The organism is Corynebacterium glyciniphilum AJ 3170 (genome assembly GCF_007673095.1).
Taxonomy (GTDB): Bacteria; Actinomycetota; Actinomycetes; order Mycobacteriales; family Mycobacteriaceae; genus Corynebacterium.
Genome location: NZ_VDYZ01000003.1, coordinates 58,539 through 73,606 on the forward strand (window position 1 = coordinate 58,539; position 15,068 = coordinate 73,606).

At 64.7% G+C, this 15,068-nt stretch carries 13 protein-coding genes; 5 read left to right on the forward strand and 8 right to left on the reverse strand.

Annotated elements, in window-relative coordinates; translation table 11 throughout:
• Position 1: 1 nt before the first annotated feature.
• The 3 genes from FS507_RS03835 to FS507_RS03845 form a co-directional block, all read right to left on the reverse strand.
• Positions 2–1,555: a Re/Si-specific NAD(P)(+) transhydrogenase subunit alpha gene (locus tag FS507_RS03835; protein WP_145941501.1), complete on the reverse strand. Its 1,554-nt coding sequence runs from the start codon at positions 1,553–1,555 to the stop codon at positions 2–4.
• A gap of 345 nt (positions 1,556–1,900) precedes the next feature.
• Positions 1,901–3,418 (reverse strand): Asp-tRNA(Asn)/Glu-tRNA(Gln) amidotransferase subunit GatB, encoded by a 1,518-nt coding sequence (gene gatB / locus FS507_RS03840; RefSeq protein ID WP_145941502.1) that lies wholly within the window; start codon positions 3,416–3,418, stop codon positions 1,901–1,903.
• An 11-nt stretch (positions 3,419–3,429) separates the two neighbouring features.
• Complete coding sequence (locus FS507_RS03845; RefSeq protein ID WP_145941503.1) at positions 3,430–4,455, reverse strand: bile acid:sodium symporter family protein; 1,026 nt, start codon at positions 4,453–4,455, stop codon at positions 3,430–3,432.
• Between the two features lie 238 nt (positions 4,456–4,693).
• Between FS507_RS03845 and FS507_RS03850 the strand changes: the two genes are divergently transcribed.
• Entirely contained in the window at positions 4,694–5,056 is a 363-nt protein-coding gene (locus FS507_RS03850; RefSeq protein ID WP_145941504.1) for an ArsR/SmtB family transcription factor, read from the forward strand.
• Complete coding sequence (locus FS507_RS03855; RefSeq protein ID WP_145941505.1) at positions 5,053–5,523, forward strand: SRPBCC family protein; 471 nt, start codon at positions 5,053–5,055, stop codon at positions 5,521–5,523. Before FS507_RS03850 ends, FS507_RS03855 begins: the two co-directional genes overlap by 4 nt.
• 2 nt (positions 5,524–5,525) lie before the next feature.
• On the opposite strand, the gene FS507_RS03860 is transcribed toward FS507_RS03855, so the two are convergent.
• The 3 genes from FS507_RS03860 to FS507_RS03870 form a co-directional block, all read right to left on the reverse strand.
• Positions 5,526–6,554: an ATP-dependent 6-phosphofructokinase gene (locus FS507_RS03860; protein ID WP_145941506.1), complete on the reverse strand. Its 1,029-nt coding sequence runs from the start codon at positions 6,552–6,554 to the stop codon at positions 5,526–5,528.
• 18 nt (positions 6,555–6,572) lie between these two features.
• Positions 6,573–7,961, reverse strand: a complete 1,389-nt coding sequence (locus FS507_RS03865; protein WP_145941636.1) for a DHA2 family efflux MFS transporter permease subunit — start codon at positions 7,959–7,961, stop codon at positions 6,573–6,575.
• Positions 7,962–8,043: 82 nt separating this feature from the next.
• Positions 8,044–8,727: an NUDIX domain-containing protein gene (locus FS507_RS03870; protein ID WP_145941507.1), complete on the reverse strand. Its 684-nt coding sequence runs from the start codon at positions 8,725–8,727 to the stop codon at positions 8,044–8,046.
• A 105-nt stretch (positions 8,728–8,832) separates the two neighbouring features.
• Here FS507_RS03870 and FS507_RS03875 point away from each other — a divergent pair, with 105 nt between their 5' ends.
• The 3 genes from FS507_RS03875 to FS507_RS03885 are packed head-to-tail and all read left to right on the forward strand — an operon-like array spanning position 8,833 to position 13,093.
• Positions 8,833–10,653 (forward strand): ABC transporter ATP-binding protein, encoded by a 1,821-nt coding sequence (locus FS507_RS03875; protein WP_260853152.1) that lies wholly within the window; start codon positions 8,833–8,835, stop codon positions 10,651–10,653.
• Positions 10,650–12,404, forward strand: a complete 1,755-nt coding sequence (locus FS507_RS03880) for an ABC transporter ATP-binding protein (protein ID WP_145941509.1) — start codon at positions 10,650–10,652, stop codon at positions 12,402–12,404. Before FS507_RS03875 ends, FS507_RS03880 begins: the two co-directional genes overlap by 4 nt.
• A gap of 29 nt (positions 12,405–12,433) precedes the next feature.
• Positions 12,434–13,093 (forward strand): TetR/AcrR family transcriptional regulator, encoded by a 660-nt coding sequence (locus tag FS507_RS03885; protein WP_145941510.1) that lies wholly within the window; start codon positions 12,434–12,436, stop codon positions 13,091–13,093.
• A 26-nt stretch (positions 13,094–13,119) separates the two neighbouring features.
• Here FS507_RS03885 and gatA read toward each other — a convergent pair whose 3' ends face one another.
• Entirely contained in the window at positions 13,120–14,619 is a 1,500-nt protein-coding gene (gene gatA, locus FS507_RS03890; RefSeq protein WP_440130334.1) for an Asp-tRNA(Asn)/Glu-tRNA(Gln) amidotransferase subunit GatA, read from the reverse strand.
• A gap of 28 nt (positions 14,620–14,647) precedes the next feature.
• Complete coding sequence (gatC, locus tag FS507_RS03895; protein WP_075813130.1) at positions 14,648–14,953, reverse strand: Asp-tRNA(Asn)/Glu-tRNA(Gln) amidotransferase subunit GatC; 306 nt, start codon at positions 14,951–14,953, stop codon at positions 14,648–14,650.
• Between the last annotated feature and the right edge of the window lie 115 nt (positions 14,954–15,068).

A 15,068-nucleotide genomic window follows, 5' to 3' on the forward strand; every position in this document is an offset into this window, starting at 1 on the left:
CTCAGTTGCCTCCCTCGAACATGGTGAGCATGCGCCTGGTGACGAAGAAGCCACCGAAAATGTTGATCGAGGCCACGACAATGGCGATGAACGCCAGGACAGCCACGGCGATATTGGACGAGCCGACCTGGAGAATCGCGCCGACCAGGATGATTCCCGAGATGGCGTTGGTCTCACTCATCAGCGGCGTGTGCAGCTTGTGGGTCACTGCGGTGATCACGTAGAACCCGACCACCACAGCCAGCATCAGGACCATGTACTCGTCGGCCACAGCCAGCGGGCTGGCCAACACCAGGGCGATGCCCAGCAACCCCGCCAGCAGCTTCCACGGCAGGGTGGACCTCGCCGGAGCCTCCTGCCCGGATGTCTCGGACGGTTCGGCCGTCTCAGCCTTCGGGTTCGGCGCAGGAGCCGCCGAGACCTTCACCGGAGGCGGCGGCCAGAGGATATCGGCAACAGAGCCTGCCTCGCCGGCCTCATCAGCCTTCGTGACGGTGATACCACGTACGATCTCGTCCTCGAGATCCAGCACGGCTTCACCGTCTTTACCCGGAGTGACCAGCTTGAACAGGTTCACGACGTTCTGACCGTAGAGCTGTGACGACTGGGCGGGCAGGCGCCCGGCCAGGTCGGTGTAACCGATGATCTTCACACCGTTGTCTGTGGTGGTCACCTCCCCGGCAACGGTGAGCTCGCAGTTTCCGCCGTTGGCGGCAGCCATGTCGACGATGACGGAACCGGGCTTCATCTTCGCAACGTCAGCTGCCGTCAGCAGCACCGGTGACGTACGACCCGGAATATTCGCCGTGGTGATCACGATGTCCGCCGCTGCCGACTGCTCGGCGTAGAGCTTCGCGGCGGCAGCAGCCTGGTCCTGTGTCATCTCCTTGGCGTACCCGTCGTCGGACTTCTCCGAAGCCGTAGGGATAGCCACGAACTCCGCGCCCATGGACTCCACCTGCTCGGCAGTCTCCGGCCTCAGGTCGGTGGCCTTGACCACCGCGCCCATCGAATTCGCCGTACCGATGGCCGCCAGGCCGGCGACACCGGTCCCGATGACGTAGACGGTGGCCGGCGGGACCTTACCCGCCGCGGTCACCTGACCGGTGAACAGACGCCCGAAGGTGTTCGCGGCCTCGATGACCGCGCGGTATCCGGCGATGTTGGCCTGGGAGCTGAGCACGTCCATGGACTGCGCACGGCTGATCCGGGGGACGGTGTCCATCGCGACGGCGGTGACGTTCTTCTCTGCCAGCTCGGCGACAAGCTCGTCATTACGCGCCGGCGCGAGCCGCGAGATCAGCATCGCCCCGGACTTCAGCGCCGCGCGGTGTTCGGCGGACGGGGTGTCGAGAGTGGTGACGATGTCGCAGGACCATACGTCCTCGCCGACGATCGTGGCGCCGGCAGCCTCGAACTGGCTGTCGGGGAAGTTCGCCTGGTCACCTGCGCCGGCCTGGACGGCTACGTCGTAGCCGAGCTTGATCAGTTTGCCGACGGTGTCAGGTGTCGCCGAGACCAAGGTTTGCGGTTCCCGGGGGATACCTATGAGCAACGGAGGGCTCCTCTGGTGCGTGGTCGATCGCTCCGGAATCACACAGGCCCCTCCTGGATGGTGGCTGGAGGTTCCGCGCGCGTCCAGACGTCAACCCAGTCATTGGGTACACGTATGTTAACGTCCGGTTTATTATGCACATGTAGCTGACTGTCCAACGGAAGTTCCGGAATTTTGTCCGGATCTTCCTCCCGCAGAGCCTCAACTACCCCCGAATCAGCGCCTATCCTACCCCCGTTTCCGCTATTCGGATCCGGTTTTCCTTTTCTCGCCCCAAAGGAACATTCTTACAGCTAACCTCCACGTCCCTGCCCGGTCGCCCCCACCGACCGGGCATAACCGATATCAGGCCAGTTTCGCGGCGATCAGTTTGTTCACCTGGGCCGGATCCGCCTTGCCTCTGGTCGCCTTCATGACCTCACCGACGATCGCCCCGGTGACCTTCTTGTTTCCCGCACGGTACTTCTCGACGATGTCCGGATTGGCCGCAATGGCGTCATCCACCGCCTTCTCGATCGCACCGTCATCACGGACAACCTCGAGACCCCGCGCAGCCACGACGTCATCCACCTCCCCTTCACCGGCCAGGACACCGTCGACCGCCTTACGTGCCAGCTTGTTGGTCAGCTTCCCCTCCTTGACGAGTGCGCTGACCCTGGCGACCTGGTCCGGGGTGATCTGCAGCCCCTCGAGCTCAACGCCAGCTTCCTTGGCTTTCTGGGCGAGGTAGGCGACCCACCAGCTGCGGGCCTCCGCCGGCGATGCACCGGCTTCTACCGTGGCGATGATCAGGTCAAGCGCGCCGGCGTTGACCAGGTCACGCATTTCCTCATCCTTGAGACCCCACTCCTCCTGGATGCGGGCCCGACGGATCCACGGCATCTCGGGGAGGGTCTCACGGATCGCTTCGACCCATTCCGCCGGCGCCAGGACCGGGGGAAGGTCAGGGTCGTTGAAGTAACGGTAGTCTGCCATCGTCTCCTTGACCCTGCCCCGGGAGGTGGTGCCGTCGGCCTCCTGGTAGTGACGGGTCTCCTGGATGATCTCGACGTCGTTGACGATGCATGCCGCCTGCCGCTGCATCTCGAAACGTACTGCCTGCTCAACAGACTTCAGCGAGTTGATGTTCTTGGTCTCGGTGCGTGTGCCGAACTCCGATGTACCCGCCGCGCGCAGAGACAGATTGGAGTCCACACGCATTGACCCCTGGTCCATGCGGGCGTCCGACACTTCGAGGGCCTTGACGAGGTCACGCAGGGCGGTGACGTAGGCGCGGGCGATTTCCGGGGCACGCTCCCCCGCTCCCTCGATCGGCTTGGTCACGATCTCGATCAGTGGAATCCCCGCACGGTTGCAGTCCACCAGAGACGCCGTCGCACCGTGGATACGACCGGTTGCCCCTCCCAGATGGGTGAGCTTGCCGGTGTCCTCCTCCATGTGGGCCCGCTCGATCTCGATACGCCACGGAGTACCGTCGTCGAGGACGATGTCCAGGTAGCCGTTATGGGCGATCGGCTCATCGTACTGGGAGATCTGGTAGTTCTTCGGCTGATCCGGATAGAAGTAGTTCTTCCGGGCGAAACGGGAGTACGGGGCGATCTCACAGTTCAGCGCGAGACCGATCTTGATGGCCCACTCCACTCCCTGCCTGTTGACGACGGGCAGGGCTCCGGGAAGTCCGAGACTGCAGGGGTCGACATTGGTGTTCGGCGCGTCACCGAACTCCGCCGAGGAGGCGGAGAACATCTTCGTCCGCGTCGCCAGTTCAACGTGGACTTCCATACCCATCACGGGGTCGAAGCGCTCGAGCACCTCGTCGTAGTCCATCACATCATCGGAGTAATCGTTCACCACGGCAGTCATGGTGAATCATTCTAATGGATGGTCTCGGAGCCGTCGCTGGGGCGGGGCTCTCTTCGTACCGCCCGGCCGTCAGCGGCGCGGCACAGTGCAGCGAAGATCGCGCCCGAGAGGTTGTGCCACACCGAGAAGATCGCGCCTGGAAGAGCAGACATGGGTTCCATGTGCTGTGCGGCGAGGCCCGCCGCCAAACCCGAGTTCTGCATCCCGACCTCGACTGCCATGGTGCGCCGCACCTGCACCGGTTGGCCGGTGACGAGCCCCGCACCGTACCCCAGCGCCAGGCCGAGCGCGTTGTGGAGTACCACGGCGACGAGGACGAGCAGACCGGCTTCGAGCAGATTGTCACGGTTACCTGACACGACGATCGCCACGACGGCGGCAATCGCGAACACCGAGATCCAGGGCAGTGACGGCAGAATCCGTTCGATCACCGAGGGAAGGAAGAACCGGAACACCAGTCCCGCAATGACGGGAACGAGTACGACCTGCACAATCGACAACGCCATGGAGCCCCCGTCCAGCGGCATGTACTGGCCCGCCAGCCACAGGGTGAGCAACGGGGTCAGCAGTGGTGCCAGCAACGTGGAGACAGAGGTCATCGCCACAGACAGGGCGAGGTCCCCGCGGGCAAGGTACGAGACGACATTCGACGCCGTACCTCCCGGCGCGCATCCGACGAGGACCACTCCGGCGGCGATAGCGGAGGGCAGGCCGAGGACCCACACCACCAGCAGGGCGGCCAGTGGCATGACCACGAACTGCGCCACGGCGCCGATGACCACGGGTAGCGGACGTTTGACGACCAGGACGAAATCGCGGGGCTGCAGGGTCAGCCCCATACCGAACATGATCAGGCCGAGTAGCCAGTTGGTCCAGTCGGAGGTCGCGGCGGACAGGTCATCGCCCCCGAGGAAGCCGATGACGCCACCGATGATCACCAACAGTGGAAACCCGAGGGATGCGATATAGGCGCTACGGTCCTGAGAAGACCGGGCGGACTGCGTGGATGGTTCAGCGGGGGCAGACGAGGATGGCATGGTGCTTTCCGGGGAGAGGCTTGGTGCTGTGATGTCAGGGCCAGGTCATGGTCTCGATGTTCACAGTGATCACAGTGAAATCCGGCGGTGAGCGACACACTACAACTCCGTCGACGGTGCGGGTTGCCTCGGGGAGGCATAAGCAGGTGATGATGCACCGTCGTGTCCACTCCACCTCTTGTGGTGGCACACCGGTCGCCGTATACTTAACTAGACTGTTAAATAAGGAGTTGGTTATATGGTGGATCCCGAGCCCCTCAGTCTGGCCTTCTCCGCACTTGCGGACCGCACCCGCCGGAAGATCCTCGAGCGACTCGCTCACGGCCCCGCCAGTGTCGGGGACCTGGCAGCACCCTTCGAGATGAGCGCACCCGCTGTCTCACGACACCTCAAGGTTCTGGAGCGTGCCCGACTGATCAGCCGTACGGCGAACGCCCAGTGGCGGACGATCGCGTTGCGGACAGAAGCGCTCGACGAGGTCACCGAATGGATCGACGCTCAACGACGTGAATGGGACCAGCGGTTCGACGCACTGGATACCCACCTCGAGAAGATGAAGACAACTACCCGGACAACCGGAAGTCAGGAGCAGGAATCATGAACACCCGCGACACCTCCCCCGACAAGGCACCCGAGTTCACCATCACCAGAACATTCGATGCACCGCGCGAGCTTGTGTGGCGTGCATGGACCGACCCCCATGAACTGGCCGCATGGTTCGGCCCGTTCGGAGTGACCACGGACTCTGTCACTGTCGACCTCCGCGTCGGCGGACGCTACTCGTACACCATGGTCAACGACACCACCGGCGAGGAGTACCCCACCGGAGGCGAGTACCTGCAGATCACCCCGGTCGAACGACTTGTCTTCACCTGGGGCGAGCCGGATGCGCCGGTAGACTCATCTCCGGTCGTCACGCTGACGTTCTCCGCCTCAGGGGACCGTGACCAGTACACGGAGATGGTGTTCCACCTCCGGGGAATCGGTGGCCGACCCGGCGACAACTACGTCTACGACGGATGGGACGAAGCCCTCACCAATCTCGGAAGGCACCTCGAGTCCCGTTAGTGTCAGCCGATCAGCGCGCCGACCGAGTCGATACGCTGCTGCGGCACGACCTTGAGGTGGCCGACGGCATCGTCGAAGGAGACCAGTTCGATGCGTTCACCGTGCAGGGCGACGACCTGACCTGTCTCCCCACGCAACGCCGCCTTGGTGGCATGGACGGCGTACCGTGTCGCCAGCACCCGGTCGAACGCTGTGGGGGTGCCGCCACGCTGAATATGCCCGAGGACTGTGGAACGGACGTCGGTGTCGAGCCGGTTCTCGATCTCGTGCGCGATCTTCGCTCCGATATCGTCGAACTTCTGGTGGCCGAACTGGTCGATCGCCCGGTCCCCGATATCGAACGTCCCCTCTTTCGGCACCGCTCCTTCGGCGACGACGATGATGCCGTACTTCTCACCCAGTTCGAAGCGACGGGACATGCGTTTGCAGACTTCGTCGATGTCGAACGGGACTTCCGGGATCAGGATGTCGTGCGCCCCACCCGCCATTCCCGCATGCAGTGCGATCCACCCTACGTGCCGCCCCATGACCTGCACGATCATCACGCGGTTGTGTGATTCAGCGGTCGTGTGCAACCGGTCGATGGCGTCGGTGGCGACGGCCACGGCAGTGTCGAAACCGAAGGTGTAGTCGGTGGCATTCACGTCGTTGTCGATGGTCTTGGGAACGCCGATGACCGGAACGCCGTTGTCATGGAGCCACTGTGCGCCCTTGAGCGTGCCCTCTCCACCGATGGCGATGAGCACGTCGATACCCGCATCCTCCAGATTCGCCTTCACCAGGTCAATCGAATCCTTGAACGTGGCGGTCTTGAGCCGCCCGGTCCCCAGGATCGTACCTCCACGGATCAGGATCCGGTCGATGTCCTCGTCGTCGTACAACTGGACCCTACGGTCCTCCACCAGCCCCTGCCAACCGTCCTCGTACCCGACGACGGTTGCTCCTCGGCCTGCCGCTGTACGGACGACGCCCCGGATGACGGCGTTCAGTCCGGGGCAGTCCCCTCCACTGGTCAAGGTTGCGATACGCATGATGACGATCCTAGTCAGCTACTTCCCCGCCTGCGACTGGTGCAGGTTGTTGGTCGACAACAGGGACGAGGTCACCCCCACGATCATCATGGCGGCGGGGATGAGCACGGAGAGACCGAACGCGGTGCCCGGGTCGTCGACGATCAGGCGCCACTGCATCATCGCACCAACCGCCGCCACACCGATGACCGAACCCAGTTGCCGTGTCTGGTTGTAGACACCGGACCCCGCCCCCATCTGGTTCATTTCGAGATCGCGCATGGTGGACGCTGAGTTCGGGGCCCACACCAGCGAGTTCCCGATTCCCAGGCCGATCAGCGGAATGATCGTCCAGTAGTGGGGCGCACCGGAGGCCATCACCGCGGTCATTCCGACGATGGAGAGGGCCATCACCGTGAAACCCGACGCGCCCAGTCCGCGTGAACTGTACCTGTCGGTCAGGCGTCCCACGATCGGTGACAGAACCAGCGACGTGGCCGCCTGGGGCACCAGCATTATTCCGGCCTGCAACGGGCTCAGCCCGTGGACCTGCTGGTAGTACAGCGTGAATGGCAGAGGCACGCTCGCGACGGTGAACCCCATGCTCACGATGCCGATATTGCCCAGCGAGAAGTTGCGGACGCGGAACAGACTCAACGGCATCAACGGGTCACGCCCGCGGTGTTCGGCGACGACCTGCTGACGGACGAACAAGGCGAACAACACGAAGGACACGCCGATCATCACCCAGATCCACCATGCCCAGTCCATGCTCTCGCCCTCCTGCAGTCCGAAGACGAGAAGGAACACCGCCACGACGGACAACACGATGGACAGCGGGTCTATACGCCGAGCGGCCGGTGGGAAACGTGGTACCCACACCATGACCGCGATGATCGACAGCACCCCGATCGGCACGTTGATGAAGAAGACCCATTCCCACCCGACGGTGCCGGTGATCAGGCCACCGAGCAGTGGCCCGCACAGCGTGGACAGGCCGGCCGTGGCGCCCCATACGCCGAGAGCCGAGCCACGCCTGTCGCGCGGGAAGATCCGGTTGATCACCGCCATGGTCTGAGGAGTCAACAACGCCGCACCCAGCCCCTGTACCGCGCGGGCGGCGATCAGTTCCTCGACGCTGCCGGCCAGGCCGCACCACAGCGACGAGCAGGTGAAAACCGCCATGCCGACGACATAGACATTCCGGGGGCCGAACCTGTCCCCGAGCCGCCCCGTCACCAGCAGCGGCACCGCGAACGTGAGGAGATATGCGGACGTGACCCAGATGACCTGGTTGTAGTCCGCGTGGAGCTGGCGTTGAAACTCGGGCGTCGCCACGGCCACAATGGTCTGATCCAGCAGGATCATGAAGAAGCCCGTGCAGAGGGCGAACAGCGCAGGCCACGCGTCTTTTGCCGGTAACGGCATCGTGGGATAGTGAGGCCCCGGTGTCGCCGGAGCGTTCGTTTCGGTCACGTCGGACCAGTCTGCCACGAAGCCGACAGGAATGTCAGTCCTGTTCCGGCCCCTTGATCCGTTCACGCAGTCCTGGCAGCGCGTCTCGGAACGGCGGGATGAGCGGCAACTCCGCGACCTCGTCCAGGGGACACCACGCCAGGTCCGCACTCTCCGCCGAGGGGAACAACTCCAACGGGGAGTCGCACGCCCCCAGTACGGTCGTGTAGGTCCATTCCCCGACGCTGTCGTCAGGGGTCTCCCAGCACAGCTGCCCGCTCATCGTGATTGTCAGAGGATATCCGGTCTCCGGGTGGGTGATCCTGTGCGAGCGCACAGCATCCAGAAGCGAAGCGCCCCGTTCAGCCGCCGCCGTCACCGGGGCCGCCAACACCATGTCTTCCGGGGCCAACGGAACCCTGACCAGCACATGGGAAAGTTCGGCGCGGGCGGTGACGAGGTGGTCGGAGACCTGCACGTCGGCAGGATCCACCCCGGTCTCCTCCTGCGTCTCCCGCAGGGCGGCGTCAACCGCCGACTCCCCCGGCTCCACCGCTCCCCCGGGAATGCCCCAGGTGCCTCCGAAATTCGTCCAGTTTGCCCGGTGCTGGACCAGCAGGAGCGTCGTGTCATTTTCCCGTGTGGTGAGGAAGAGGCCCGCCGCGCCGAGCGTGCCCCACCGTCGGGTGCCGTCGACGCCGACCGCCCACCCGTCACCGTGCAGTGCCTGTTGGGTCATGAGGACAAGGGTACGCCTTTTCGCGTTCCGGCCCTTGTGGGACGACCTCTCGCCACATACCATGAAATGCGTTCATTGTTACTTATGGCATACCTATGGAGGACCATGTCACCCGCAGACCCGGCATCCGGTACGTCCCCGGAGAAAGAGGCGCAGAACGCCGGCACAGCGGCCCTGAAAGGCCTGTTGGCCCCGGTGTCCGGTGCCTTGACCATCGGCCGCATTCTCGCCGCGCTCTCCGCGGTCCTGTCCGTCATCCCCTATGTGGCACTGGTGAGGATCGGTGAGATCCTCCTCCGGGCCTCGGCGACCGGCAGCGGGGTCGACGGCCTCGCCGTCAGACACTGGCTCTTCATCCTCGTCGGTACATTCAGTGCACGCCTGCTCATCTACTTCGCCGCTCTCACCGTGACTCACGTCGCCGATGTCCGCCTCGGCCACATCATCCGTGGCGATCTGGTGGCTCGCCTGGCGAAGGTCCCGCTGTCCTGGTTCACCGCAACGAACTCCGGTCGGGTCCGCAAAGCACTGCAGGACGACATCACCACCGTTCACCAGCTCATCGCCCATCAGCCGGTCGAAGGAACGAATGCGGTCGTCATGCCACTGGCGCTGATGGTCTACGCCTTTGTCATCGACTGGCGCCTCGGACTTCTGTCGATCGCGACCGTCCCGCTGTACCTCGTCTCGAACCTGGTGATGTTGCGTGGCATGGGCGAAAAGACAGTGGAAATGGACAGGAGGCTCGGCGACGTGTCCGCACGGATGGTGGAGTTCGTCACGGGCATCACCGTCGTCAAGGCTTTCGGACAGGTGGGGCGAGCTCACAGCCGCTATCAGAGAGCTGCCGACGCTTTCTACACGTTCTATTTCGAGTGGTGCCGACCGATGATCCGCATGGCTGCGCTGGGGCAGTCGACGCTCGCCGTACCGCTAATCCTCCTGGTCAACCTCGGTGGTGGCGCATGGCTGGTCCGTCACGGCCATGTGTCCGTCGCGGATGTGACGGCTACGTCGCTCATCGCTCTACTGGTCCCGTTCGCCATCGAAGTGGGGATGAACTCGCTGTGGTCACGTCAACTCGCCGGTCAGGCGGCGCTCCGGCTGTCGACCCTCCTGGGCACCCCGGCGCTCCGGGACGCCAGGGAAGAGCATGAGACGCACGGCAACACCCCTATCCCTGGAAACCACAACGTCGTCTTCGACCACGTGACGTTCGCCTACGACGGATCCGACACCCCGGCAGTCGACGACGTCACGTTCAATCTGTCTGAAGATACCGTGACCGCACTGGTAGGACCATCCGGTTCAGGGAAGTCCACCATCGCCACCCTACTGGCGCGTTTCGCTGACGCAGACTCCGGTTCCGTGACCATCGGCGGTGTCCCGGTCTCCGACATACCCGAGCTGTATTCACATGTCGGGTTCGTCCTACAGGACCCGCAGCTGCTCGGAATCAGCATCCGGGACAACATTGCGCTGGGCCGACCCGGTGCCACCGACACGCAGATCCGTGACGCGGCCCGGGCCGCCCACATCCTCACGGAGATCGAGGCACTCCCCCATGGTCTTGAGACCATCCTCGGCACAGGCTCAGGTTTGTCCGGTGGTCAGGCCCAGCGCATCGCCATCGCCCGTGCACTACTTGTCGACGCCCCTGTGCTGGTCCTCGATGAAGCCACGGCCCTGACCGACCCGGAGTCGCAGCACGAGATCCAACAGGCACTGTCGACCCTCGTCCAAGGGCGAACCGTCCTGTTGATCGCGCATCGCCCCGAGGTGATCGCCGGAGTCGACCAGGTCGTCCTCATCGACGACGGTCGTGTCATAGCGACGGGGGACCACGACAGCATGCTGTCCCACCCTGGCTACGCCCGCCTGTGGAATGCCGCCCAGACCGACCACCCCGAAGGACCCCAGCAATGAACCTCCCGTTGACGGACATCATCCCCCGCTGCCGGAGGATGCTCGCACATCCCGAGGCTATGCGCTCCGTGATCATCATCGCCGTCATCGCCGGCCTCCTCGAAGGTGCCGCCCTCGGCGCGCTCCTTCCCACGGTGACTGCTTTAGCCACCGGCGGGACGGTATGGGGCCTGGGGTTCCCGGGCTGGCTGTGGGTCCTCGGTGGGCTCACCCTGACCACCTTCGCCGCCAACTACCTCTCCAACCGGTGGGGCTATTCCGTCGCCCTGGACTTCCTGAAGAACATCCACCGCCTGGTCGGTGACCGCGTGAGCCGGCAACCCCTGGGTTGGTTCGCCGGGTCCCGGGCTGGCAGACTCTCCCGCATCGTCTCCACGGAGCTGATGACCACGGGTGAAATCCTCGCTCACATGATCGTTCCCCTGATCAGCAGGACCGCGGCCGCCGGCGTGATCATCGTGGTCTCATGGTGCTGGGATCCGTTGCTGGGACTGGTACTGACCGTCGCCGTCCCCGTTTTCATGCTGTTGACCATGGCGTCGACGACCCTCATGCGCCGGGCGACCCGCCGTACGGCACCGGCGCAGGAGGAACTCGCGGACCGCATCGTGGAGTTCGCCCAGTGCCAGGGTGCGCTACGATCCTGTGGCCGCAGCGAAGACTTCACACCCCTGCGACGCGCAATGGAGGAGGCTCGATCGACGAAATTGAGGGCCCTGGGCACCGAGACAGCCGGGCTCCTGCTCAGCGGTGCCGCCACACAGGGTGTGATCGTGATGCTGATCACCGTGACCGGCTCCCTCGCCGTGTCCGGACTACTGGACCCGGTCCCGGCACTGGCTTTCATCGGGTTGGCGATGCGTTTCACCAGTACGTTGTCCGCGATCACCGAAAGCGCGATGGGCATAGAGGGACGACGTGCGGTCCTCGACGGACTGGACGAGGTGCTCACCGCAGAACCGTTGACCGAGCCGTCCACCCCCGCAGAACTGACCGCCCCAGGATCAGTGACATTGGACCACGTCACGTTCGGTTATTCGGAGAATACCCCTGTACTCCGCGACGTCACCCTCGACATACCTTCGGGGACGATGGTCGCCCTGGTGGGGCCGTCCGGATCCGGCAAGACGACGATAGCCCGGTTGATCAGCAGGTTCTACGACACGGACACCGGAACAGTGCGCGTCGGCGGTGTTCCGGTGACCTCCCAGACGACAGAACAGTTGATGGCGCAGTTGTCGATGGTCTTCCAGGACGTCTACCTCTTCGACGACACCCTGCTGGAGAACATCCGTGTGGGTCGTGAGGATGCCACTGACAAGGAAGTCCTCGAGGCTGCGACCCTGGCCGGCGCCCACCACATTGCCGCGCGTCTGGCGGACGGGTGGAACAGCCGCGTCGGTGAAGGTGGCCGGGCCCTGTCGGGAGGTGAACGCCAGCGGGTCTCGATTGCCCGGGCAGTGCTGAAGAAGGCGCCGATCGTCCTCCTGGACGAGGCGACCAGTGCGCTGGACGTCGAAAACGAGACCAACATCGTCACCGCTGTGGATACGCTGCGCACTCAGGCAACGGTGATCACGATCGCGCACCGCCTGGACACCATCGCGCGGGCTGATGTCATCGTGCAGTTGGATGGCGAAGGGCGCGTCGAGGCACAGGGTACCCACGAGGAGTTGATGCAGCTGGACGGCACCTACGCCCGGTACTGGGGACACCTACACGATGCCCAGGGATGGCGACTGGTGGAGTAGACAGGAGGCGGCCCACTACGCTGGGAGACATGACCGGCTCACCGCGCGCACCTCTGTCCACCGGGCACCCCGGGAGGAAGACCGGACCGAAACCGTCCTTCACCCGGGCGGACGTGCTCGATACCGCTCTCGAGCTCGGGATCGCTGACTTCACCCTGTCCGCCATCGCCCGGCGCCTGGGTGTGGTCACCCCGGCATTGTACCGGGTCTTCCCGTCACGCGACGCTGTCCTTGACGCCTGCCTGGCGCGAGTTGCCGCCACGATCCAGACGCCGGGACCGGGCACTGCGTGGCAGGACGCACTGCGGCTCTGGGCGTCCGAATGCTGGCGCATGTGTGAGGAAGTTCCCGGTCTGGCCAGGACGTTGTACGCCTATCCGACCGCATTCGCTCACATCGAGGAGCCCCTGCGCGGATATGTCCGTGTGGTGGAGGAGCACGGCAGATCCCGCATGCAGGCCGCGTTCGCCCTGGACTTCATCGGGGACACGGTGATGGCCTGCCGTCTCGGTATCGAGAGCATGCGGGCGACTGACGCCGCCGGCACGTCGGGCCTGGAACGGGTGCAGGACCGGATCAGCGCGGACCACCTCTTCCAGCCGGACGACTCCTGGTCGGAGAGGGGCTTCGTCGATGTGAAAGTCAATTTCATCATCGAGGGCCTGGAGCGCCACTGGCCGGAGGTCTGACCTCCGGCGGCCCGGCCCGGTAGCGTCTACCGTCGACCCGCCTCGAAGGCCGCACCGACACGGTACAGGCGGTCATCGCCGTGTGCCGGCCCCATGATCTGCAGGCCGACCGGAAGCCCGGTGTCTGCGGACAGAGGTCCGGGGACGGACATGCCGCATACACCGGCGAGGTTGAGCGGCAGGGTGCACAGGTCGAAGAGGTACATCGCCAACGGATCGTCGGCCTTCTCCCCCAGCTCGAAAGCCGTGGTCGGAGTCACCGGGGACACCAGGACGTCGACGTCGGCGAACGCCTTGGCGAAATCCTGGGCGATGAGGTTACGGACGCGCTGTGCCTGCAGGTAGTAGGCGTCGTAGTAACCGACCGAGAGGGCGTAGGTGCCCAGGATGATACGACGCTTGACCTCCGGCCCGAAGCCGGCGGCGCGGGTAGCGGACATGACCTGGTCGGCGGAGTGGTGCCCGTCATCGAGCTGACGCTGCCCGTACCGCATCCCGTCGAAGCGGGCGAGGTTAGAGCTGACCTCGCACGGCAGAATGAGGTAGTAGGCGTTGAGCGCGTACTCGAAGCTGGGGCAATCCACCTCCACGATCGTCGCGCCCTGCGCCTTGAGCTGCTCCAGGGAGGAGCGGTAGCTCTCTGCCACACCGGTCTGCAGGCCCTGGACCGTCTCCAGCTGTTTGACCACGCCGACGGTCACGCCGGTCAGATCGCCGTCGGCGCCCTGCCGCGCGGCGTCGACGACGGGGGCGACCGGGCGCTCGGAGGACGTGGAGTCCTGCGCGTCGTGGCCTGCGATGACCTCGTGCAGCAGTGCAGTGTCCAAGACGGTCCGTCCCGTGGGGCCGCCCTGGTCAAGGGAGGAGGCACAAGCGACGAGGCCGTACCGGGAGACGGTGCCGTAGGTCGGTTTGACCCCCACGGTGTTGGTCAGCGCCGCGGGCTGGCGGATAGATCCGCCGGTGTCCGTGCCGATCGCCAACGGAGCCATGCCGGCGGCGAGAGCTGCTGAGGAGCCACCGCCGGAACCACCGGCGGTTCGGCTGAGGTCCCAGGGGTTGTGCGTCGGCCCGTAGGCCGAGTTCTCGGTGGACGATCCCATCGCGAACTCGTCCATGTTCGTCTTGCCCAGGATGGGGATCCCCGCCTCGCGGATGCGCCGGGTGACGGTGGCGTCGTAGGGGCTCATGTAGCCCTCGAGCATCTTCGAGGCACAGGTCGTCGGCGCATCGGTGGTGACGAAGACATCCTTCAACGCCAGCGGAACACCGGCCAGTGCGGAAGCGACATGCCCGGAGGCGATGTCCTTGTCCGCCTTCTCCGCTGCCGCGAGAGCCTCTTTCTCCCCCACGTGGAGGAATGCGTGGACCGCTTCATCGACGGCGGCGATCCGGTCCAGATGCGCGCGAGTCGCGTCGACGGAGCTGACATCTCCGGCGTGGATCTTTTCCGCGAGTTCTGCGGCGGTCCAGGTCGTCAGGTCCGAGTCATCCCGGCTACCGACGGTGTAGGTGGTGCTGTTCACTTCGCTCATTTCGCTGTCGTCTCGCCCTCTACTCGCCCAGGATCCGGGGAACCTGGAAACGCTGCTGTGCCTGCTTCGGGGCCTGGTCGAGGGCCTGCTCAGCAGTGAGTGACTCCTGGGGGACGTCCTCACGCATCACCGACACAGCGCCGTCGACGTTCTGGGTGGGGTGGCTCAGAGGCTCGACACCGGCGGTGTCGACCTCCCGCACGGCGGCAACGGTTTCCACGATGCCGTCGATCTGGGCTGCGTAGTGGGTGAGCTCGTCCTCGGTCAGGTCGAGGCGGGAGAGCCTGGCGAGGTGCGCGACCTCGTCACGGGAGATCTCGGACACAGGTGGGTCCCCTTTTCGTCTTCGCTGGGTTTACCACGACCACTCTAGTAGGACGCTGCATCGCGCGTACGCTCACCCCGGTTCGCTACAATCGGGGCGTCCACCGTCCTATTCT